Below are 23495 nucleotides of genomic sequence, written 5' to 3'. Positions count from 1 at the left end.
GGTTGAAAACGTAGATAAAGGAGACAATTCTTAACACAGAATCTATAGAAAGTCAATATTAACGGATTTTTGAAATCCATGTTAAAGCATTTAAAATTAGAAAGATAAAAGTTTATTTATTTAAAATTTGAAACTAAACTAAAACAAGTGTGTTTAATAAGAGGGTGGGAAACTTTCCTGTTATTTCATTAGATATAGGCGAATCAACTAATTTTAATAAGAAAGCGGTAGCTAATGAATAGAAGTTGTGTATCCTCCATCAAGAATTAAATTAGTTCCTGAAATGAAGGAAGAGGATGATGATAGAAGAAATTCTATAGTTTTTGCTAGTTCTTCAGTTTCACAAAAACGCCGTAGAGGTATGGATTCAGTCTCTTTATTATATTCTTCTGCATAGCTAGAGTGATTTGCCCTTGCCTTTTCTCGGATCCTTTCTTCATGGAATGGAGTGCGTACGACTCCTGGAGAGACAACGTTTACGCGAATTCCTTTCGGCCCCAATTCGTGCGCCAATGCTTTAGTATATGTTGTCCACATACGACGAATAACACAGGAAAGACCATAGGCGGGAATTAGCTGTACTGATGTGGTTCCTGCTATAATAACAATAGAACTTTGTGGACTCATATAGGGAAGGGTAGCTTGAATTAAAGCTGTTTGTGCTACAAAGGTTGTTTGCAATGTAGCTTCCCAAGATTCTGGAGATTGTAGTATACCTCCCCAAATAGGACGCGGGGTAGAAATAATGAGACCGTGGACAGGACGGTTCAGGTCTTTAAGTGTTTTTTTATAATCAGCAAGATATCCTGGAAGGGAGTAGTCTATAGCTAGAGTTGAGGAGTTGGGATTTTGTTCATGTAGGGCGCATAGCTTGCTATTTTGTCTTCCTACGAGTAGTAGGTAGTAATCTTGATCATGGAGATAATGTGTGATTGCTGATCCTAATTGACCTGAAGCTCCTGTAAGTATAATACAAGGATGGTTCTCCTCTGTTGTTGCGAATGCACAAGTAGAGGAACAAAGGATCAATAAGGTTAAAAAATAACGTAACCGTCTTCTTAGATTGCTGCAATTATACATAAGAAATTCGATTTATAGGTGTTACTATGTATCAGAGTTATCGGGTTCTTGACGAAGAGTATCCAGATAATTTTGTACAAAGTTTTGCGTTTGAGTATATCCCATAGGAGGGAACGTATAATCAGGATTTTCTAAATATTTTTCAAGGAAGATGGATATCCAAATTCCACAAGATGAACCATCTTGTTGTATAGGGGTATTGATAGCTTTTTTCACATTAAATGGAGAATGTGCTCCGTTAGCATCGGGATGACAATTCCCTAATCTAGTTGCAATAGAATTTAAAGCAGGATCAATTTTATCCCCTGCTACAAAATGAGCAAGACTGTCGAAGAAAAGAACTTCTCTCCTATCTAGATTCACAACGACTAATGTCCAGTGAGATATGCCTGCGTACCCTGCTTGTATTGTTGCCCACATTCTTGTCATCATTTCATCTTCATTGTTTGCCATGGGATGGTGCCACATAGGGTAGGCAAATATGCGGAAATTATTACAATTTCTTCCTTGTAGATGAGGATAGCTACTTATTTCGTTGTGGCGACATTGGGTAGGATCGGGTTGATCTAGGGGCTCCTGGGTATTTAGATCATACATATGCATGTCTTCAAGAATACGACGTTCTATAGAAAAACAGGTGGGAATTACTGTTTTCGTTGGAACAAACAGACTGGTGCAATGTTCGGATAACCGTAGGAATTGATTTAAAATTTGTGAGTTATCCCAAGTTGCAAATGTAATTATCGGTTCTGGACTATAAGGTATGGTTCGGTATATCGGATTGTATCCATAAGGGAAATACGGAGGATAATCGTAATCTAAATAATCTATACAGATTTCATGGGTGTTGAGATCTAGGAGATTTTGTGTGGACATGAAGCACAGAATTAATCCTAGGGTAATTATAATAAGTATAGCTGCGAGGATGACTCTGGCTAATTTGCTTAAAAATGAAGCATTATCAAATGATCCCGGACCAGTAATAGGTGTTTTTCTCCGTATAGATTCAGATTTTTGATCTTTGGAAAGGAGTGGGGTAGGGTTGTATAGAGTATAGATCGATCCCGATTGAGTATTTGGCGGGGAAAGAAGGAAATTAGCCATAAAATTGTTTTTTTTGTATTTTTTGACGAATATTATAACCCTTTTAGAAAAAGAAATCATTTAATTTTAGTTGTAATTAATTGTTTTATACTAACGTCTCGTGTTTGGTTTTTATACTATCTTTATAAATGCGAGATATTCTTCTTACCCCCATATAAAAAATTGGGGTGGTAGCTAGGCTAAAGAAAACTTTATAGAGATAAGAACAAGTCATAATTTGTAAAGTTTTTGTAAAGGATAGATGCATTCCTATATAGACAACACCAAGATCAACGATAAGGGTATCCACCATTTGTGAAAGCATAGAGGATGCGTTGTTGCGAATCCAGGGAGATAATTTAGGACAATTTCGTTTGAAAAAATGAAAGGAAGTAATGTCGAGCTGTTGTGAAATAGAAAAAGCAGTAAATGAAGCAATAAAAGCTATTGGACTGATGTCAAATAGAATATGCCAGGCATTTGCGATTTCTAAGGACGAAGCTGGAAGAAGAGAGACAATTTGGAGAAATATTAAGCAGAGAATATTACCAGTAAATGCTGAAAATACCATGTATCGGGTTTTTTCAGGACCAAAGATCTCATTAACGATGTTAGAAATCACAAAAGTTAGAGGATAGAAAAGCAATCCCCCGGGAATCGTAAAGTAGGGGGTTACGATGAGCCTAGAAGTTGCTACCAGATTTGATAAGATCAGAATTAACGAGAAGGTAAGGGATAGATTAAAAAATATCTTATTTTTATAAGAGGACATGGTCTTTTAAAAAGCGGATGATATCTTGATAATATATGTCATGGGGACCAAAGACAATGAAATCAAGTTGTCCTTGTTCTAGAAAGAGCTGCATTTTTTCTGAGATATCATTTAATTCGCTAAACTCATGAATGAAAAAAAGTGTTGTTTGCAGCGAACTTGGGTTGTAAGGACGCTGTATAATGTGTTCCGTTTTAAATGGAGAAACAAACACATTGTTATTAAAAGTATAAGATAATTGTTCAGTCGAGCTTAATATAGCAGCTCCGTAAGCCTTCCTTGCCCCCTGTTCTTCAATAAGACCGTTTTCTACCGTAAACCAAAAACATCTTGAGATCGCAAGAGCGTTACTATTGAGGATGCGAGGTTGATCTTCTATAGGGTAGATCTCCTTCGCCCTATGTATAGCTTTTATGAACAGCTGTCCCATAGTAAAGAAAAATTCCATAAATTCGGGATGTAGCAGCCAAGGAACGTGGCAAAATAAATCGTGAATCAGATCAGGAAGAATAGAAAAACCGTCGTCGTCCAAGGCGCGCATTTGTGTGGCTATAGGAAAACGCTTCTCACTTAAATCAAGTAAATAATTATGCGGTGGGAGATAATCTTCTGTTGGTGATAATGAAAATCCTGATTTTGATACTATGATATCATTTATATGGTTGAAGTCTATAGGTGATCCTTTAACTAAGCGTAGAACCTCTAAATATTCAAAAAAAACTTGAGGACAGTAAGCTTCCCATAAAGGAAGCCGAGAATTTAAGAGGGTATCCGAATAATTTTCAGAGTTAGAAAGTATTGTGGCGATATGATGAGCCATGAATGATCAGAATTTTATAATTTAAGAGCTACTTTAATTGACAAAGCTTTTTATCTGTTGATTATTACAGATTAAAGAACGATTCATATTGAAAAGAATCAAAGAGATTTAAATTTTAGGGTCCTTTAGGATTTTTGTCGAGAGAAAGCTAAGTTCTCTTAGGGCTATAAATGATAATGTTTTCTTATATTGTGAGATAGATTTATGCGTGTTGGTATTATCGGATGTTCAGGAAGAATGGGAACGTTACTCGGCACTTCATTGAAATCAATCACACGCTTTACTTTAGGCCCGGGATTTTCCAGAACGAGTGCGCATTCTTTATCCTCTGTTATAGAAAATAACGATGTTCTTGTAGATTTTTCTTCTTCATCTTTTTCTGAAGAACTTCTTATGGCTTTGCTTTGTAATCCCAAACCTTTAATTTTTGCTACGACTAAACCCGTAGCGTCTTTGTCTATAGATAAAAAATTAGAAGATTTAGCTGCTTATGTTCCTGTTATTGTTTGTCCAAATACGAGCTTAGGGGCCTACGTACAGAAACGTTTAGCTATTTTACTTGCTAGTGTTTTCGATGATACTTACGATATCCGTATTACTGAGGTGCATCATAGAGAGAAAAAAGATCTGATCTCAGGAACCGCTAACGAATTGGTCTCCATTCTTTGTGATACTAAACAAAAAGAATGGCAACAGGAATATAGCGTTGGGTCTAACTCTGACAATGTGAAAAATATTGAATTACATGCATCACGGGTGGGCAACATTTCAGGAGAGCATGAAATAGCCTTTATCAGTGATAAAGAGCAAATCACTTTACGGCATACTGTCTTTTCTCGTGAAGTCTTTGTTGAGGGAGTTTTGAGAATTTTAGATTGGTTGTTAAACGAATCTCCATCTCCCGGATATTACGGACCTGAAGTAGGGCTAAAGGTTTCTGTATGAATGAACAGTTCTTGCTTAAAAAACAAAACCGTTATTACAATGCGGCCTCTAAGATTCCTTGATTTTTGAATAAGAGGAGTGCGTGTTTTGTCTTGTCGACACTCTAGATTAAGTGGCTGTTTTGTTGATCTGCTTTCTTATTCACTATCAGTGATGATATAGTATGATTTCAGGAGGCAACACATGCGTGTGGCTGTTTTGGGAGCTACTGGGCTTGTCGGTCAAAAATTCGTAGCTCTCTTGCATAAATGGTTTCCTTGGCATATTTGTGAAGTTGTTGCCTCCGAGACAAAATATAGTCAGACTTATGGTTCTGCGTGTGTTTGGCAAGAGTCTCTGGGTCCTATGCCGGAAAGTATGGCTCAAGTGCCTATTCGTAGAATTGAAGAGGTTGAATCGGATATTATTGTATCCTTCTTGCCAGAAAGGATAGCGGAATCATTAGAGACATACTGTCTATCTCAGGGAAAATTAATTTTCTCTAATTCATCTGCTTTTAGAATGCATCCTACAGTTCCTATTATTATTCCCGAAGTAAATCAGGATCATCTTAGTCTTATTGCTAGGCAACCTTTTCCTGGAAGAATCATTACTAATTCTAATTGCTGTGTCTCTGGTATTGCTTTAGCTTTAGCTCCTTTGAGGGAATTTGGGATTGATCGTGCGAATATTGTCACTTTGCAATCAGCAAGTGGTGCTGGTCATCCCGGAGTTGCTTCCATGGATATTTTAGGAAATACGATTCCTCATATAGTAGGGGAAGAAGAAAAAATCCTTAAGGAAACACTAAAGATTTTAGGCAAGTGTGATGAACCCGCTCAGTTCTCCATAGCAGTTACTGTACATCGTGTTCCTGTAGTTTATGGACACACATTAACTTTACATGTGACTTTTCTTGACCCTGTCGATATAGAGGATATTCTTCGTTGCTATCATCATAGGAATGTAGCATTCCCAGGTACGTATAAACTTTATGATTCTCCTTGGCATCCACAAGCAAGAAAAGATCTTGCAGATGATGACATGCGTGTGCATATAGGACCCATCACCTATGGGAGTGATTCTCGAACAATAAAAATGAATGTATTGATACACAATCTTGTTCGAGGTGCTGCGGGAGCTTTATTGACAAACATGCACAACTATTGTTTTCAGAATTCTGGAGAATATGCATGTCTCCAGTAGTATATAAATTTGGCGGGACTAGTTTAGGAACTGCAGAAAGTATACGTAAGGTGTATGCTATTGTCTGTAAAGATGCACCGCGTTTTGTTGTTGTCAGTGCTGTAGCAGGAATTACAGACCTATTAGATATGTTTTGTTGTGTTTCTAGTGAATATCGTGAACAAATTGTTCTTGATATTGCGAATAGGCATGATGAAATTATTCATGAACTGCAACTCATATTTTCCATATCTCCTTGGATAGAAAAGTTGAACAGTTATGTAAATAAGAAAGAAATCTTCCCTAGTGATCGAGCTGAAATTCTTGCTTTAGGTGAGGATATATCGGCTTCTTTATTTCAAGCTTTCTGTGATGATAATAACTTTCCTATAGAGTTTTTGGAAGCAAGAACTGTCATATTGACAAATGGCGAATACCATCGTGCAGCTCCTGATATTTCGCGTATGCGAAAAAATTGGCATGCTCTTAATCTCAAAAGTGATATTTGCTATATCACTCAGGGATTTATAGGAGCGGATATTTCTGGGAAGACCACAGTATTGGGTAGAGGGGGAAGTGATTATTCCGGAGCATTAATTGCTGAAATGAGTAATGCTGAAGAAGTGCGTATTTATACTGATGTGAATGGTATTTATACTATGGATCCGAGAATCATTGAAGATGCGCAACTCATCCCAGAGTTGAGTTTTGAAGAAATGCAAAATCTGGCTACCTTTGGTGCTAAAATTCTCTATCCTCCTATGCTTTCTCCGTGTGTGCGTGCAGGGATCCCTATTTTCGTAACCTCTACTTTTGATGTTTCTAAAGGAGGTACCTGGATTTATGCTATGGATAAAACTGTAAGCTATGCACCTCGTGTAAAAGCGCTTTCCTTACGTCAACGCCAACGATTATGGTCTGTAGATAGTGGTATTTTAGGTGCTGTTGGTTTAGATAAGATTTTACCTATATTAGATACTTACCATGTTCTTCCTGGTTTGATAACTTCTCAGGATGCCAAGGTATCTTTTACGACAGATGATGATGATATTTCTGAAGAAATTATCCAAGATCTCTATAGCAAGTTATCTGATATAGGGACTGTACATATGCTTTATGATTTGGCTTTGATTACTATGATTGGTTCTGGATTAGCTTCAACAAAGGTTGTGACTACCGTTACAGATAAATTACGTAATTATCCTTCTCCCATCTTTTGCTGTTGCCAAAGTTGCATGGCATTGAGCTTAGTAGTTCCTGAGAATCTAGCAGGAAACATTGTAGAACAACTCCATAATGATTATGTTAAGCAGAGGTTTTCTGTAGTATAACAAGCATTATGAAATTACTCACCGCGTGCATCACTCCTTTTCTTCCTAATTATGCGATTGATTTTCCAAGTTTTGAGAAGATTTTACGTTCTCAAGAAAGAGAAGGAAATGGTGTTGTCTTGCTTGGGAGTACTGGAGAAAGCCTAGCATTAACAGTAAAGGAGAAAGAAGCCCTAGTTTCTTTTGCTTGTTCTTTGAAGCTGCAGGTTCCTATAGTTATTGGAGTGTCTGGTATTTCACTAAATGATGCTTTAGAATGGATAAAAATATGCTCTACTTATCCTGTTGATGGTTTTTTAATTACCAGTCCTATTTATACAAAACCTGGGATTTATGGTCAGACGTTATGGTTCGAACATCTCTTAAATGCTACGAATAAACCTGCAATTTTATATAACATTCCCTCTAGAGCAGGAACACCGTTATATTTAGAAACTGTATGTGCATTATCTACCCATCCTTCCTTTTATGGAGTAAAAGATTCTGGAGGATCTGTTGAAAAATGTCGCGAATATGTGCAGATACATCCCGATCTTATTTTATATTGTGGCGATGATAGTTTGTGGCCGCAAATGCATTCATATGGAGCTCAAGGACTCGTTTCTGTTTTAGCTAATGGCTGGCCGGGAGAGGCGCGTAGCTATGTAGATAATCCTTATCAAGAAAGCAATGCATCATTATGGCAAGAGCTTTCTCTTTGGCTTGGTCATACGACAAATCCCATCGCAATAAAGGCATTACTTGCCTATAAGCAAGATATTGCTTACAGTGTTTTGCGTTTACCTCTATCTATTAAGGACTTACAAAATGCAAAATCTTTGCCAATCATTGTGAAAAAAATGTCACAATGGTCTCAAGTATGTCAGCAGGTTCTCACATAGATTTCAGGCAAGAAAGTACACATTTTCAATGGGTTTTATTGCAAAAAGTAAGACTTCTTTCCTGTTGATTTTAAATGATTTGTGTTGCATTTTCCTTGCTTTCTATCGCTTTTCCTCTACTTAATTACAGATGCATCGACATACTAAAATTCCTCTACTACCTGTTCGAGCTGTTGAACCTATAGCTGCGTTAGAAAATGAGCAAAGTCGAGTAGTTTGCAAATCGGGTTTTCTGAATTTTATTTTAGAAATACTCAAGTTAGATAGGATTTATAAGTTTTTATCAAGAATCGGGCTAACACGGTTATCTAGCTTTATTTATCATGCTATGCTGATGTTTATCACAGTAGTTTATATATCGATTTCTTGTGTTTTACATATTTTATGCATGCGCAATCCTTTAGAGGATAAAGAGCAGAAGAAATATTTCAGATACTGAAAATCATGTCGTGAAATTAGTGAGAGCCCTTTTTATCTATAAGATATATTAATCTTCACTAATATTTATCTTAATTTCTATATTTTTGTTTATAATAATTTTAGGGTTGATTTTTTTTTGCACATTTGTTTGCTTTTTGGATTTTTATCTCCTATACTGTCTCGTGAATTTGATAGGTTGATTCAAATTAAGCAAGAACACGAGTAAGTATGATTAAGAGATTTTTTATTTATAGTTTAACCACTGCATTCCTGCCTTTAGTATGCTATAGTCATATTTTTGCTGAGACTACCGAGGTTATCATGCAAGAATCTGTTGAGAAACAAGGCTCTAGAATGGATTGTTATTTTGATTCTATAAGTGATGGAGATAGAGAAAACCTAGCTGCTCAGCTAGATTCTTTATTTCAAGTTTTAGTAGAGGAAGGTCAGGAATTATACCGTGATCTTGCTCTTGTATGTAAGAACGAGAATATAGAATTAGAAAGTAATGAACAGGCTATAGAGCTCATGAAAGAGTCTCCCTCTGGACAGAGAATTCTTCAGGCATGTAGAAATATTTTCTCATGTCTTCATGCATCTTCTGAAGAATTGAATGATGAAAATCTTTCTTTTGATGTTTTGTTACAAAAGCTCGATGAGATTGCCAATATTTGGCGTTATTATCGCCATTCTAAAGATATGGAATATGCTTATAAAGATCTCGAAATGCGAGAAAAAGAATTGGATTTTAAAAAAGATCTTCTTGCTTGGCAGAAAGAGAAAACAGATAAGGAACTCGCGTGGAAGCGTGAGAGGTATGCTAGAGATATGGTGATGCATAAGGGATAATAACAAACACCATAGTTTTGGCAAGCTTATAAAAGTATCTGTGATTTTCTTCGCAGATACTTTTTTTTATTTTATAGCCCGAGAGCTTTTTAAAAAAGTAGTAGACAAAATAGAAATAATGAATCAAAAACTTGTGTCAATTTTTTCACAGATACGAATTATCAGATAAAATCCTGTCTTTAAGTTCGTTCATCCTAATTACTTTATAGTGATTATATTTTTATAAGGTATTGTGATGTCATTGTGGAAATATCTCTAAGTTTGATTCTACAGAATGAAGTGCTACCCATAGTACAGATGCTTGTTGAGAAATAGGATTATCCTTTTCTTGGCATGAGAGTTTATGAATACCTATATCTGCCTATAAGGCTGGATGTTTTTATGGTTTTGCCTGTCGATCTTGGCAGCAGTCCGACTCTAGAAAGTATCAGTTTAGAAGATCAACAAATGAATTCTAATGATACCGAGCAACACTTTCCTGAACAGACTACTGAACAAGTAAATTTATTTATTCAAGGGGGTCCTAGACCGTTTGTCACGGGATCCTCAGATGTGTTTGAAGCCGTAAGTATTTTCGATAACGATATGGAAATACCTGCGGCACACGATATTGATGTTACCTACATTAATGGTAGCGGTCAAACTCTAGCTGAGGCGCAGCTTGAATCTTTATACATTAGTGAAGTGCGCAACGTAGCTGTACGCATATTGTATAATTCGGGCTCAGGGAGCTGGTGTTCACAATTGTCTCGCAGACCTGTTTTTTCTCCATTTAGTCCCTTATGTCAGGCTTTATCAGATTCTTTAAATCATTTCTTCTCACATCCAGAGAATCGGCATAGAAAACATATAATTATATTTTACGGAGATGGTGGAGCTGCAGTTCAGCAAGTATTAGATTATACTCCATATGCAGATAGAATTTGTGTGATTGGTATTGCTCCAACAGTATACGTTAGAGGAGATAACGTACACCATTTTAGAGTATCCGGGGATATCACTACTCTTTTCGACCGTGATGGATTTACACAAGCTAATGTAACGACTGTTCCTTACTCATCGGGAACGGAGGGTTTATTTTTCCCAACTGTACGTTGCCCAAGCTATCTTTGGGCTTTGCGTTTAACGGGAACCCCCCCCCCCCCCGAAATAGAGATGGAAAGAACTTCAAATCAGATTTCTTTGGTTGAGATTGGTCGTGGAGGTGGAGCATTTGAGAGATTATCTGAATTATTAGGATTAGGAGATACTTCTGCAGAGGCGGAATTTAACTTCTCCCCAACAGCGGCAACCGATGTTGTTTTATCGAGTATATTCAGTATATTTAGAATTAGCGGTCTACTGCAAGAATGTATTATTCTCTCTGTTACTCAATCTCCAGATGTCGAAGTTTCTTATGTGATTGTTTGCGGCTACAGTATGAATTTACTTCGCTACTTTCTTTTATTGTTTACAAATCGCCGTTCTGCTCGGGATATCTTTAGGAGGGCACGATTGACGGCTCATGGTATAGCACCTTTGATTTTCTTAGTGACCCTACTTGATAATATCAACTGTGTAAGAAGATATGGTAATGAACGTGCAATTTTGCGAGGAGTATTTGTTGTGGCGTCCACATTGAGTGGAAGTGTCCTTTTTATGGAGATATTTAGAAATTATTGGAGAGGATTACGCGGACGTGTCCAAAGTGTAATTTTACAAAGATTGACAGGATCATCCGAAGAATCTAGGGTGGTTGTTCGTTCTGCTGAAGGAAGTAGGATAGGCTCTGTTCAGATGATGCTAGGAACGGCTCACGGAATATTCTTAGCTTTTACTATCGGGGTATTAAACAGTATAGTTATTAACATCCCAAGTACGCTAGGGAGAAATTCTACTACAGATACAGGTGTATATTCTAATCAGTTGCATAATGCTTCGGCAGCTTGGAAAACTGGTGATGTTTTGGCTGTATCACAGACAGTAAGTTTGTTTATATGTATGATCGTATTAGCAGTAAATATTATAATTATGGTGGATTTAGTACGTAGAAATCGACAACGGTAAAAAAACGATAAACTGCATAGTATTTTTTTTAATTTCAGTTTATGCTTTGCTCCCTCAAAGCTAGAGAAGATAATGGTTATGACAATAGCACTTACAACACGCGCGTGTGTGCAAAATCAACAGCAGATCAATTTATGGAAAGAGTTTCCTTTGGTGGAGCGTACCGGTGTAGTATTCTCTATTGTTTTTGTTGTGTTCGGTGTAATTTGTAGTATCGTGGGCATGGTGCTTGGTTCAATAACAACTGGTGTCATAGGTTTCAGTATTTATATTATAAGCATCCTTTCCCTTCTTCGAGGTGTTGTTGTCTATAATCATTTTTCTTCGAACTATCTAGTTTATGGTTCTTTAGATACGAACTATCAACAAAGAGAGTTCTGGGGAAATATTTGTGAATGCCCCAATCATGTCTTGTGTAGTTAAAATTGTAGGTTTTCAACTAGGGAAATTAGTTTTAAAAGATTGGTGTTAGTCTTTGATAATCAATCATGTAAACACGATTTTTTACTTTTGAAATCGATTGATTTTTATTATTTGCATCTTAGAATAACTTTATAAGAGTCTTTGTTCTTTCATTGTAAGTAAGTCTTTTATTTATGTTTTTCCCTCTCGAGGCCATTTTTAAGGGTTCTTGTTCTGGGTTGCTGTATTATTCTTGGAATTTCTTGCTTTTGGAGTGTAGACTCCAATGACGGCACCCACACGTCTAAATCCTTTTTCCTCTAGCAATAATGCTCAGGGAAATGCGGAAGTTCGTAATGACGAAAATACAGAATTAGTATTAGAAGTTGGCACTGAACAAGCTAGTTCAAATAATCAAATAGCTGTTATTTCTGTTCCAGAAGCTATAGTTTCTGTATCTCAAAATAGATCCCCAATACTTGCGACTCCTGCAATACGTTTTCTTGTCCAACATCTACCTCCTGGAAATTCTCTTCCTAGACAATACCATCGTGTAGGAGTGGGATACGTGAATGGCAGCTCTTCAACATATCGTGAGGCTATGGTAGAAGCTATGCATTTAAGTGAGGCCTTAGGAGGAGGTCCTGTTTCAGGAGTTTATCATTCAGGGAGAGAGTTGACTCAAAGGTACCTTCCTTTTTTAGGTTTTCTTTCTCAAGATTCTGTAGTGTGTCAGGTTTTACTTGCGATTTGGGAAGAGTATTTTTCTCAGCATCCTGAAGGATGCTTTCTACAATATTTCTATGGTGATGGTGGGCATGTCATTAACGCGGCTCTATCTGTAACTCCTTATATAGATAGGATAGAGATTATAGGAATCAGCCCTACGTTTTATCCTAGAACAGGCCGTGTAACAACCTACCGATTATCAGGAGACATTTCATCACTTTTAGATCGTGAGGGTTTTCTTCTTTCTCAACCCAGGATTCTTTCTTACTCTCACAATTCTTTTGGAGTGTTTTTCCCTTCATTTTGTGATCCTGCTTTCTTAGAGGCAATACGCTCACATATGTTAGACGCAGCTCATGTAACTGTTTTACATCAAACGGTTGGACCTGCAACTTCTTTGATTAATGTGAATGCTTGGGAAGGAATACTAGCGAATAATCAGGTAGAGCTGATTAGCTTTTCGCCGGGAAATTCGACGTTTTTTGATAGGGTGATTTCCTTAGCAAACTCACCATTAACATTTACAGACACTGCAGAAAATTACGTAGATCCCGGATTTATAGAAAGATGTACTGTTGGGTTGAGCATGATAGTTAGGGTGATGGATATTGTCACACTATTTTTCTGGACTTCTGATGGTCAAACAATGGTTTCTATAGGTATATCTGCGGGGATTATGGGACTAGCTCTTGCACGCTATAGTCTTATTGTTTTTACAAATTCTCAACGTCGTAGACGGCGCTTTCGTTGGCTAAGACTCTTTGCTCTTGCCTGTGCACCTATGGAAATATTGGTAAACACTGCAGATATAGTAAATGCTCTACGCTTGCTTATAGGTTACCGTATGAATGGGTGTGATACTGCGTTGTATGCCATGCTGTTAAATCTTGGTATCTTTTTAAATATTCAAGAATTGATAACTTTTCCTTTAACACGTATTCGTGGAGCATTGCAGGAGTATAGCTTTCGTTTATTATCTTTGAGAACATCGGAAGAGATCTCAGAAGAGCAAAATCAACAAGAGACAGTTGTTCCTGCAGGAAGAGATATGGTACAAGATGCACGTATGGTATCAGAAGCCGCTTTAGTAGCTGTCCACGGGTTGATATTCCCCTACGTGTCTATGGTGATATCCATGGTGGGAATATCATTACATTCTAGCTGTCGTATGATAAATGGTACGGAAGAAGATGTAATCACACATCCTTTTCCGCCATTTTCAGAAGCTCTAGAGGGCGGGGATGTCTATGCTGTTAGCCAGGTGGTGAATGTTGTATTTTGCTTTTTCTTTTTTATAGCAAATTTAGTGATCTTTACCAGGATTTTCCGTGTTCCCCATAGAAGGAGATAACGGGAAATCCTGTAAAGTTATTCTTAGTATCTATGATTAGGTTGGCTGCCAATTTCTCCAGCGTTTTCTAGGAGGTAAATTACTATCTCCTGAGGTTGTCGTGGAGCTTGTTGTCGGTTCATCAGTTGGCTGAGTAGATGTTCCTTCTTGGCTACTTTCACTATCTGCAGAACGTTTCCTTGATGAACCTTCATCTGCTCCTGTACGAGGAGTTCCTATAGTTTGAACTACTGAAGGACGTGGTTTTGGTTCTCCTGGTTCTTTCTCATCACTGGATGATCCGGGTGTGGATGAGCCTGTAATTGAAGATATTGCTCCTAAAGGAGAGCACGGTGGACTTCCTGGGCTAGCTAATGTGATAGTGCTCGATCCTGAAGAGCTTGTATGAGCACTGAGATAGGAAAAAACAGGAGATCTTCTTGGGCTGCTTGTTGGTGTTGTAGAAGTGGATTCGGAACTATCGTGTAAACTTGGAGATCCTAGGATGACAGAGCTTGTTTTTGAAGATGTCAGTAATATTCTAGGACTTTGTGAATTAGTTGAGCTTAGAGGACTTCCTGGGCTAGCTAATGTAATGGTAGTTGATCCTGAAGAGTTGGAATCTTCACTAATATGATCGTAAGGATATCCTCCTGAGGAACTCGATCTTCGTGGACTTATTGAAGGTGTCCTAGGTGGTGGTGGCGTGGATCTTCCTGAACTAGAATCTTCGCTGAAGTAATCAGTATAAGACTGTTTCGGAGAGGAACTCGATCCCCAAGGACTAAATTGAGGGGTTGTGGGTCTCCCCGGTGTAGCTTCCGATGTCGAAGCTTCACTGAAGTAATCGAAACTAGGTCTCCTAAAGCCGATAGGAGGTACTGACGGTATCGGCATAGAATCATTGCTATTACTTTCATATTCAATATAAGAACTTAGATAAGGTGATACGGAGGAGATAATATTTGATCTAGGTGAATCCGAAGAAATAGTGATAGGGCTTGCAATACTTGATTCTTCTTCATCTGATCCGGTTTCTTCCGAATTACTTATTAATACAAACGATCTTTCTGAACAGGAGAGTTCCCTTTCAGAGGATGTTTCTAGTCTTGGGCTTATTGTAGGGGTTCTCGGTGGTGGCGGTGGTGAGGGTAGATCATCTCCACCTTCCATATGGAACATCGGCGATGCTAATGGGGAAGAGCTGATTCTAAATTGGGGAGAGCCGGGTTCTGGTGTTTTTGGAGCCGGGGATGTGAGAATTGAGATCGGATAGGTTGCAGCAAGCTGCTCAATATCTGATATGTAATCGTTAGAATCGTCTGACACAGTAACGAGTGTTGAAATTGAAGAAACGCTTACTCTATGTGTACTGGCTATTGAAGAGGCACTGCTCTCAGGAAGTCTTACAGGAGAAGAAGAGTCACTGTCGGAAGATACTACATACCCTGCCGAAGAGATGGGTAACGATGAGGGGCGCTGTGTTCTTTGTCGTGTTCTTCGTCTTCTTCTTGGAGGTGGAGGTGTTTCTGGCATTTCCTCTTCTCCTGAGGATCCTTCTGATTCAAAAATAATGGATGGATCCGGTTGAGTTGAAGTCACCCTGCTCCAAGGTCTTAGACCCATATTCATCGACATTGTAGGAAAATCTCTAAGGATCGCTTGTGGAATTTGCGTGCCATGTCTGTCGAATATGAGTTTTCCTAAGACTCTTTCGCGGAAAGTATTCGAGGCAAGACGGACTGTATCTTCGTCTTCGTCTTCAAATCGTTGACGATCATATATATAACCGGCATGAGGATGTTGATGTTTAGCGACTAAGGCAAGTAAAAAGATGGTCTTAATTAACATATAAGAACAGGTGTAGATAGTTCCACCTGCACCATCAGATTCTTCTTCAAGTAAAAGATCTCTGAAATTCTCATGTTTGATTATCGCTGCAAGAGTGTACATTACACATGAGGTAATGCTACTTCCTGGACTCTCTCTAATTAAAGAGTTGTATAAACAACGGTTGCTATTGGTTTTATAACAACGAATTGTTCTAATGTAGTTTAAAAATTTTGTATAGCAAAACGGAGATTTAGCACCATCGCTGGTCTTTACCCAAATTTTTTGAGCATCTTCTGGATTTATATCTTCTGGGGCTGCATGCCAAAGATCTAAAATCTGCCCACTGAGACCTTCTAGGATACCTTCTTCTCGAATGCGTTCCGATATCCTCATGATAGATTTTGTTCTTGCAGTAATCGAGTAGCTGGTTCTGCTAGTCTCAGTAATTGCAGTAGAGCAGTATCGCTGCATCTTTCCTTTTTCTTCTTCCGATAGTTCGCCGTGCTGTTTTGACACTGCTGCAACATTGATACCCGATTTTAATAAAGAGTGAGCGGTACACGCATTGCCGTGAACTCTAGCATATTCCTTCACATCGATATAAAAACCACGCATACTATTTCCAGTAGGCTTACCGAAACGGCATGTCCAACAATGGCAAAAATCCATCATTGGTTCTCCACTACCTGAGTGGACGCAAGCCCCTTGAGGACATGAAGGGCAGCCTGGAAGACGCCTTAAACAGCCGTCACCCGTTAAAGGAATGTAGTTTTCTACAAAACCTTCAATACGTTGTGATAAACTCACAACTTCTGCTGGTGTAGGATTCGGAACCTGAGGCGTCCAATTCTGAAATGAACACTGTGGTGCAGGCGCTGGGGATCCCGCAGACGAGCTACTTGATGATGACGACATGTAAAATTACCCTTTTTTCTTTTCGACTTTCATTGAGAAACATGAAGAGAGTCGGTCAGAAGAAGGAAGGCGAGAGCTAACCCCCCCCCCAAACGGGAAAGAGGATTAAGAGGGGTTGTAAATACGATAGAAGATAAGAGATGAAACATGAAAAATATGTTCTAAAATAAAAAGTCTTCGCACACATTTTAATTCAAAGCATAATAATTTCACAATTAACTACTTATGATTTATTATTAAAATAATTAATTTATATGTATTTTAGTTAAGTCTTCTTTTCATATCTTAGTAAAGATGTCTTTTTAAATTCAGAAATTGACAAGAGCGGGTATAAAGTTACAGAATAGCACGGAAAGATCAGATAGCCTATAGGAGAGGGATATGAGTTATAGTCTGACGAAAAAATCTTGGCTGTTGGGGATATTGAGTAGTCCAGTAGTTCAGATCTTAGAAGGGTCGCTTTTCCTTGCTCTATTAGCCAAAATTACCTTACCCCTTCCATTTACCCCCATTCCTGTTACCTTCCAAACTTTAGGAATCTACTGTATTGGTGTGGCGTGCTCTCCGATGATTGCTGTTAGTAGTGTCATAGCCTATCTGTTAGAAGGCTTATTCCTCCCTGTGTTTTATAGTTCAGGGTATGGCATAGCTACATTTTTGGGGCCAACAGCGGGATATCTTTATGCATTTCCTCTAGTCGCGGTATTTATATCATTACTTTATCGTCGATTTAAGAATCCCAATAGCTATGTCTTAGGGGCTATTCTTGCAGGAGCAGCATCTATCACACTATTATTAGGGTCATTATGGCTCACTTATTACTTTTATATGACGTCAATAACAGATACTGTAGATCTTGTGCGAGGTTTACAATTAGGTGCAGCACCATTTGTTATAGGAGAGACGTTGAAGATACTTCTGGTTGTTCAAGGAAGAAAGGCTCTTCAGTTCTTCAAAAAACGATATTTTTAGTTTTTTAATCAAGATTCTTTATAGAAAAAGGTTTCTACATAAACGTAGAAACCTTTTTAGTTAGGTAGATCTTTAGTTTTCTTAGAACTTTCAATAGAGAGAGTATTCAGCAGATCCCCTTGATCTGTAACAATCTGTTGCAAATTATTGTAATTGTTCTGGGACTCTGCTTGAGCATGGAAAAGCTCTTTATTTTGCTGTAATAGAATGTAGTTAATTTGCTGTATTTCTTTATTTGTTTTACTCGAGATTATAAGCAGAGAGCATAAACAGATAATAGAAATTAGCGAAATGATAACACTTCCGGAAATCATCAAAATAGGCAATGTGGGTAGCAGAATAGCTCCCGCAACACATCCTGCAAGGCCTACGCAAATTGATAGGGCCACCAGGGTAATCATTAGTTTAGATTTTAGATGGGATAACATAGGAGCATCTTCAGCCGAAGGCCCTGATAATCTAAGATTACTGACTTGACTCATAGAAAAAATTGTATGTAATTTTGAAAGATTAAAATCAGAGTAATTTAGAATTTTCTATTAAGTCAATAGTAAGAAAATGGCTTTAGAGTTATGTTAAGGCGTATTTATTCTTGTGGGAATGTATTTTTATGCAGTCCTATGGATTTTTCGAGATTGGCGCTCAAACTTCTGCTATAGGTAAGGAGTTGTTTATTTTCTATGGAGAGTTTTAGATTTTGATCTGATGTTTTTTTACATAGATAAGCAAGTAAAAGACTTATCCCCAACATAGAAAATGTCGACAGTATGCTTCCTATGGCGATAATAGGACTTAATGTGGGAGAACTTATTGCACCGATAATGATCATAGTTATACCCAGGCAAGCAAGTAAAGCTGTTATAACAAGAGTCATATTTTGCGCGACTATAGAAGGTCTGCTTATCTGTGGATCTAAGAAATCTAATTGAAAGAGACCTGTCTTCTCAGGAAGAGTGAGAATGGACATAACACTAGAAGGTTATTATTAAAATCTATCTATAATAACAAAGTAACTTTCTTGCGGTCAAAGGAATAAATATTGTTTATATAATTCAAAAAAGGTTTCTATAAAAACATAATAGAAACCTCTTTTAGTTAAGCTTTTTTTGATTTTTTTGTGTTTAGATTATCTATCTCTTTTTGCTGACGATTAAGAGAGTCTCGATACTGATCTAACCGATCTTTATTTTGATTTACAGACACTTCAAGAGTAGCCTGTTCTTGTTGTGTTTTTAAAACGAATACCCCGTAATCTTTCCGTAGACTCTCGTATTTTTTATCTAAGCGATTCGAAATTTCTTCGCCCATACTTTTTAATGCGTCTAGATTTTCTTTTCTCATTCGTAGAATCATTCCACATAAGAATATCATCGAGACTAGCCCTGCAAGAGTTCCGCCGATAATGATAAGAGAAGGTAATGTGGGGAAAAATATAGCCGCGGTGATGCAGGCAGCAATTCCTAAGCAAGCTATGATAGTAGCTATTGAGGCGCCTATCTTAACACATCGTTGTTGGGGGGGGGGGGGTAAGCGTTTCTAGATCAGCTATTTGGTTAGCTACTTTAATATTTACTGTTTGCATAACAAACATACCTTAATTGTTTAATTTCAGGGAATGATAAGAAGGATTTCTTTATTAAGTCAAACAATATGAATGGTTTATATAAACATTAACAGGGCATACATTTATTTTAACTTAAAGATTTTGATTCTTTTCAAAAGATAAGCCCTTTTTTTTAAGCAAGAATTCAATTTCTTCCTGGGGTTTCTTAGCATCTTCTTTACGAGTTTCTATTAGCAGTTTTATTATTTTTATGCTTTTTTGATTCTGTTTTAGTTGATCATTGAGTTGATCTTGTGCTGGATAGTATCCAAGTGAGAATAGTTGGTAATTGCGTTTAAGGTCGTCATGATCTAAAGCTTGTTTGTTATGTTTTCTTTCGAGTTGAACTTTTTTATAAATTAATTCGTCAAATTTTTCTAGATAACTTGGTAAGCTTTTCCACATATGTAATATGATCCCAAACGTAATTACAACAGATAGCAGGACTATAATAGTTGTAATGGAAATGATGAGACAGGGTAGAGTTGGATAGAACATTGCTGCTGCTGTACACGCTACAATACCAATGCCAATTACTACAGAGGCTAAGTACGCCGTTTTTTTTGGGAACATTAGGAGATTTCTTTGTAGATAGAATCTTTGTAGATCGAAATGGAATATATCAATTTTTGTTTGATTTCCTATAATAGAGTATACAGATCTTTCTTCTATGGTCATGGAAATATAGTCTCAATTTTTAATTAATTGTTTCTAAAACTAAGTATTAGTAGGCGCAGGGCTATCTTTTGCTTTTATCTTTGAGATAAAGCCCTTTTTGTTGCTTGGGTTAAGAATTTCTAAACTGGCTGCGTTTTTTGATATTTGTTCACGGATAGAATCTAAATCTTTATTCAGATTGTCTAAGGATTTTTTATATCCATCTAATGTAGTTTGAACGTATTGTTTGTCTTTGGTGTATTGTTTGTTTAGATCCTGATATTTTTGATTTAGATCTGTGAAGCTATCGGAGATATTGTTTTGTTGGTGTTCGAATTGATTTCCCTCATATCTTAATAAATTGATTCCTTTAATAATCGTGTCATTATTTTTACGTAGTTCTAGGAGAACTTTTTTTATTAAAATGACTAAGAGTACAATGGAAATAAGAGCTGAGAAAACTCCGCCGATGATGATAAGAGTAGGTAATGTAGGGAAAAGGATTCCTGCTGTAATACAGGCAGCAACGCCTAGGCAGGTGATTAGGATGATTAGGGCTTGTGCTATTTTAACGCAGCGTTGGGGGGGGGGTAGTTCTAGACTAGGAATCTTATTAAAGACTTTATCATCTGTTATTTGCATAACAATAACACCTTATTATTTAAATTGAGAGTATAATAAGAAAGGTTTCTTTATTAAGTCAAATAATATGAATAACTTATAATGCGAACAACGTAAAGACAAGGTCTCTACCAGAGGGGGAAATCTTTTTTGAAAAGATTATTTAGACAGGGTCTTTCTTGTTTGAAAGAAAGATTTTATTTTCTGTTTCTCATTTTTTTAGATCCTTTTTCAGGTTGTTCAATGAGGTGAGATTGGTAATTAGTTATTGTCTCGGTTATAGTGTAGAGCTGGTATTCATCTAGGAAAGCATTGTATTCTTCAACAAAAGCATCATGCTCATCGATGAAGTTTCTATAATGTTGAGATAATAGGTACAACTTAATATCCATATCTCTATGTAAATTAACTGCAGAATTACGTGTGAGTAGGATTAATATACACAAACAGAGGATATTGATCAGAGCTGTGGATATTCCTCCGATAATAATAAATTTAGGTGGTGTAGAAAAAATGGTTATTCCTGCTACACATGCTGCTAATGCCAAACATGTCGACAACACGATTAGAGCAAGAATAATCCTTGACTTCAGAGTCTTATAAATTCCCGACGGGGGGGGGGGGGGGTAGAGTCTTCGCGTGATAAATCAGCAGATGTTGAATAAGTTGTTTGTCGCATGAAGATAAGATACCCGTTTATAAGCCTAGACATCTTATACAATGGTTTTATATAAGTCAAACAGCATGAATCAACTTCATCCTTATTAAATAGAATAATAAAGGGCTTCTTATAGTTTTTTGAAGCCTTTCTTAATCTAGGATTGATTTGTGTTGTTTTCCTCGTACTTATCCATAAAGCAACCTACCTCATTAACAAATAGATTGTATTTATCAATAAGATCATTAAGAGAACTTTTTACATTAGCATTTTCTCGTAACAAATATTCCTGATCATTGGTAAATTCCTCGAGATGTTTTAATCCCGGATGATCAATTTTATTTTCTAATTCAAAATTTTTTCTGCTGAGGCGTACAAGTAATATCCCGAGAACAAAACAGCTAATTAGCGATAACAGAGTGCCTCCGATAATAACCAGCATGGGTAAGTGAGGTGTAAGGGCTGCTCCTATAGAACATGCAATGACACCTAATGAGGCTAACAATACAGCGAGAGCTATAAGAGTATATTCTACAACTTTGGAGGTTCTTGGTATGCGACGTTCGGGGATAGGTAGTTTATTTTCTGGTTGTATAGATTCTGAGTTAACAGTGATTCCCATAAATATCATGCTCTAATTATTTACAAATTGATGAAATGCTAGATGCAGAATTTTCATAAGTCAAACGGAAAGATCGACTTAGAGATGTGTTTCAGCGCGTTTTTATAATAAAAAAGACCTCACAAATGTATGAGAGGCCTTGGATATTTATTATTTGTTAGAACGGAAAAATCTGAAAAATTTTGATTTTTTTGGTTTTGGTGGCACAGGAGGCTTTTCATTTTCAGAATGTCTTGTTGGCACGCTTCCGAGTCCATGCGAGTTTTCTGCTTCTGAATCGGCTGTTAGAGATGACTCTTTGCCTGCTGAAGCTTTTTTGGAAGCTTTTAGAGATTTTTTATCAAAAGCTTGCATGTTGATAACTACTGTTTTCTGTTCCCAATCAGTTACAGGATGTGAAGTTGTCCTTACAACTTTCTGGAGGTTATTTTTGGCAGTTACCGTATGTTGTACTTTGACAGTTCTAACAGTTTTCTCACAAATTAGATTTTGATTTGATGTATAGACGGATAGTCGTGTTTGTAGATCATTAACTTCTTTTTTAAGTTTAGCATTTTCATTCTGTAATGCTTTCGATGTTGTATTAAAGGTTTCTCTTAGTTTGGTGATTTCTTCTTGTAAACGGTTCACGTTGCTTTGAGATGTCTCTAATGCAGCAAGAAGGTTTCTCTTATCACCTTCTAATTTGGAGATTTTTTCTTTAAGTTCTTTAATTTCCTGTTCTGTTTTGATTTTAAGGCTTTCTAGTTGTGTTTCTAGCTCTTTTACTTTTATTTTCTCTTGTTCTAATTGCTTTTGAAGAGTCTCCACTTTTAACTGTTGCTGCTCTACTTGTTTTTCTAAGCTTTCAACTTTATTTTTTGAGGACTCTACTAGGATCTGGTGTTGTTGTGTGATGCCTGTAGACGTGCCTACAGCCTCTTTTAATAGATCTTCAAGTTTTTGTTTTTCTTCTTTTGATGCTTTCAGAGCCTCTTCAGTTTTTGTAACTAGTTCTTGTTGAGCAGATAATTGTTGTTCGAGTTGTGATTGTGATTTTTGTGAAGAGCTTTTATTTTCTCCTATCTGCATTTGAAGACGAGCAATTTCTTCTTCTAAACTCTGTGATTGGGAGAGCATAGCCTCACTTTGAGATTTTTCTGCGGCGATTTCGGCTTCTTTTTCCGTTATTAAATTTTTTAAATCAGATATCTCAGATTGTAACCTTTCGCAATTTTCAGAAAGTTCTTGGATCCGTATATCCGCCTCACTTTTTTCTAAGAATAGTGCCCCGTAGCTATTTTGTAGTTCGGTATTTTTCTCTTGTAAATCGTTGTTTTGGGATTGTAGATCAGTATTTTGTTGTTCTAACTGAATAGCTCGTTGGGCATTAGCATCTGCTATTTCATCTTCACTCCAACCTTTTTCATCTTGCAATTCATTATATTGCTGAAGGAGATCGTTATACTGTTGAGCTAATGCATTATAATCTGCTGTGAGTCTTTCAATAGCCTCGTCATCATCGTCATCGCTATCATTGTTATATTCATCAACAAGCTGATTATACTGATCTAATAGCTGATCTATTTTAGCGTCTGATGCTTCTAATTCTATATGAAGTGCTCGCACCTCTTTTTTCCCATGGGCAAGTAAAGCAGACACCAATGCAATAGCGATTACTGAAAGTATTGCACCACCAATAACAATAAAGTTAGGGTACATAGGAAAGAGTACGGCTCCTATGATGCATGCTATTACTCCTAATAAAGCAAAGATTACAGCT

Annotated in this window: 23 protein-coding genes; 10 read left to right on the top strand and 13 right to left on the bottom strand. The window is 37.1% G+C overall.

What is annotated here, in order from left to right:
* Positions 1–231 precede the first annotated feature (231 nt).
* The 4 genes from H9Q19_RS00840 to H9Q19_RS00825 form a co-directional block, all read right to left on the bottom strand.
* A complete protein-coding gene (locus tag H9Q19_RS00840; protein ID WP_213241308.1) occupies positions 232–1080 on the bottom strand; it encodes an SDR family oxidoreductase in 849 nt (282 codons plus the stop codon).
* 24 nt (positions 1081–1104) lie between these two features.
* On the bottom strand, positions 1105–2184 hold the full coding sequence (locus tag H9Q19_RS00835) for a Ulp1 family isopeptidase (protein ID WP_213241306.1): 1080 nt from the start codon (positions 2182–2184) through the stop codon (positions 1105–1107).
* An 85-nt stretch (positions 2185–2269) separates the two neighbouring features.
* Positions 2270–2935 carry a queuosine precursor transporter gene (locus tag H9Q19_RS00830; protein WP_213241304.1) on the bottom strand — a complete coding sequence of 222 codons (666 nt, stop codon included), beginning with the start codon at positions 2933–2935 and terminating at the stop codon, positions 2270–2272.
* On the bottom strand, positions 2922–3755 hold the full coding sequence (locus H9Q19_RS00825; RefSeq protein WP_213241302.1) for a phenylalanine 4-monooxygenase: 834 nt from the start codon (positions 3753–3755) through the stop codon (positions 2922–2924). The genes H9Q19_RS00830 and H9Q19_RS00825 overlap by 14 nt, the downstream gene beginning before the upstream one ends.
* 204 nt (positions 3756–3959) lie before the next feature.
* Here H9Q19_RS00825 and H9Q19_RS00820 point away from each other — a divergent pair, with 204 nt between their 5' ends.
* The 8 genes from H9Q19_RS00820 (at position 3960) to H9Q19_RS00785 (ending at position 13873) form a co-directional block, all read left to right on the top strand.
* Complete coding sequence (locus H9Q19_RS00820; protein WP_213241300.1) at positions 3960–4700, top strand: 4-hydroxy-tetrahydrodipicolinate reductase; 741 nt, start codon at positions 3960–3962, stop codon at positions 4698–4700.
* 183 nt (positions 4701–4883) lie between these two features.
* On the top strand, positions 4884–5885 hold the full coding sequence (gene asd / locus H9Q19_RS00815) for an aspartate-semialdehyde dehydrogenase (RefSeq protein WP_213241298.1): 1002 nt from the start codon (positions 4884–4886) through the stop codon (positions 5883–5885).
* On the top strand, positions 5873–7195 hold the full coding sequence (locus H9Q19_RS00810; RefSeq protein WP_213241295.1) for an aspartate kinase: 1323 nt from the start codon (positions 5873–5875) through the stop codon (positions 7193–7195). The genes asd and H9Q19_RS00810 overlap by 13 nt, the downstream gene beginning before the upstream one ends.
* A gap of 8 nt (positions 7196–7203) precedes the next feature.
* A complete protein-coding gene (gene dapA / locus H9Q19_RS00805; protein ID WP_213241292.1) occupies positions 7204–8076 on the top strand; it encodes a 4-hydroxy-tetrahydrodipicolinate synthase in 873 nt (290 codons plus the stop codon).
* 648 nt (positions 8077–8724) lie between these two features.
* Positions 8725–9345, top strand: a complete 621-nt coding sequence (locus H9Q19_RS00800) for a hypothetical protein (protein ID WP_213241290.1) — start codon at positions 8725–8727, stop codon at positions 9343–9345.
* A 381-nt stretch (positions 9346–9726) separates the two neighbouring features.
* Positions 9727–11391, top strand: coding sequence for a DUF687 domain-containing protein (locus tag H9Q19_RS00795; RefSeq protein WP_213241288.1), 1665 nt, complete (start codon positions 9727–9729; stop codon positions 11389–11391).
* Positions 11392–11463: 72 nt separating this feature from the next.
* Positions 11464–11814, top strand: a complete 351-nt coding sequence (locus H9Q19_RS00790; protein WP_407644855.1) for a hypothetical protein — start codon at positions 11464–11466, stop codon at positions 11812–11814.
* Positions 11815–12079: 265 nt separating this feature from the next.
* Positions 12080–13873: a DUF687 family protein gene (locus H9Q19_RS00785; protein WP_213241284.1), complete on the top strand. Its 1794-nt coding sequence runs from the start codon at positions 12080–12082 to the stop codon at positions 13871–13873.
* Positions 13874–13909: 36 nt separating this feature from the next.
* On the opposite strand, the gene H9Q19_RS00780 is transcribed toward H9Q19_RS00785, so the two are convergent.
* The gene (locus tag H9Q19_RS00780; RefSeq protein WP_213241282.1) at positions 13910–16600 is read right to left on the bottom strand and encodes a hypothetical protein; all 2691 of its coding nucleotides are present in this window, start codon (positions 16598–16600) and stop codon (positions 13910–13912) included.
* Between the two features lie 381 nt (positions 16601–16981).
* On the opposite strand from H9Q19_RS00780, the gene H9Q19_RS00775 reads away from it, so the two are divergent.
* The gene (locus H9Q19_RS00775; protein ID WP_213241280.1) at positions 16982–17572 is read left to right on the top strand and encodes a biotin transporter BioY; all 591 of its coding nucleotides are present in this window, start codon (positions 16982–16984) and stop codon (positions 17570–17572) included.
* Positions 17573–17628: 56 nt separating this feature from the next.
* Here H9Q19_RS00775 and H9Q19_RS00770 read toward each other — a convergent pair whose 3' ends face one another.
* The 3 genes from H9Q19_RS00770 to H9Q19_RS00760 form a co-directional block, all read right to left on the bottom strand.
* Entirely contained in the window at positions 17629–18054 is a 426-nt protein-coding gene (locus H9Q19_RS00770; protein WP_213241278.1) for a hypothetical protein, read from the bottom strand.
* 104 nt (positions 18055–18158) lie between these two features.
* Entirely contained in the window at positions 18159–18539 is a 381-nt protein-coding gene (locus tag H9Q19_RS00765; RefSeq protein ID WP_213241276.1) for a hypothetical protein, read from the bottom strand.
* Between the two features lie 128 nt (positions 18540–18667).
* Positions 18668–18913, bottom strand: a complete 246-nt coding sequence (locus tag H9Q19_RS00760) for a hypothetical protein (protein WP_213241274.1) — start codon at positions 18911–18913, stop codon at positions 18668–18670.
* A 61-nt stretch (positions 18914–18974) separates the two neighbouring features.
* Between H9Q19_RS00760 and H9Q19_RS00755 the strand changes: the two genes are divergently transcribed.
* Complete coding sequence (locus tag H9Q19_RS00755) at positions 18975–19112, top strand: hypothetical protein (protein ID WP_213241272.1); 138 nt, start codon at positions 18975–18977, stop codon at positions 19110–19112.
* A gap of 156 nt (positions 19113–19268) precedes the next feature.
* Here the strand turns inward: H9Q19_RS00755 and H9Q19_RS00750 are convergent, their stop codons facing one another.
* The 5 genes from H9Q19_RS00750 to H9Q19_RS00730 form a co-directional block, all read right to left on the bottom strand.
* The gene (locus tag H9Q19_RS00750; protein ID WP_213241270.1) at positions 19269–19853 is read right to left on the bottom strand and encodes a hypothetical protein; all 585 of its coding nucleotides are present in this window, start codon (positions 19851–19853) and stop codon (positions 19269–19271) included.
* A gap of 39 nt (positions 19854–19892) precedes the next feature.
* A complete protein-coding gene (locus H9Q19_RS00745) occupies positions 19893–20474 on the bottom strand; it encodes a DUF2975 domain-containing protein (protein ID WP_213241268.1) in 582 nt (193 codons plus the stop codon).
* Between the two features lie 176 nt (positions 20475–20650).
* Entirely contained in the window at positions 20651–21016 is a 366-nt protein-coding gene (locus H9Q19_RS00740) for a hypothetical protein (RefSeq protein ID WP_213241266.1), read from the bottom strand.
* Between the two features lie 252 nt (positions 21017–21268).
* A complete protein-coding gene (locus H9Q19_RS00735) occupies positions 21269–21733 on the bottom strand; it encodes a hypothetical protein (protein ID WP_213241264.1) in 465 nt (154 codons plus the stop codon).
* 150 nt (positions 21734–21883) lie between these two features.
* Positions 21884–23434, bottom strand: a complete 1551-nt coding sequence (locus H9Q19_RS00730) for a coiled-coil domain-containing protein (RefSeq protein ID WP_213241262.1) — start codon at positions 23432–23434, stop codon at positions 21884–21886.
* Positions 23435–23495: the final 61 nt, after the last annotated feature.

It is taken from the genome of Chlamydia crocodili (assembly GCF_018343815.1).
Lineage (GTDB): Bacteria > Chlamydiota > Chlamydiia > Chlamydiales > Chlamydiaceae > Chlamydia > Chlamydia crocodili.
Note: the sequence above shows the minus strand (reverse complement) of the source record. Positions and strands in the feature narration are given on the sequence as shown.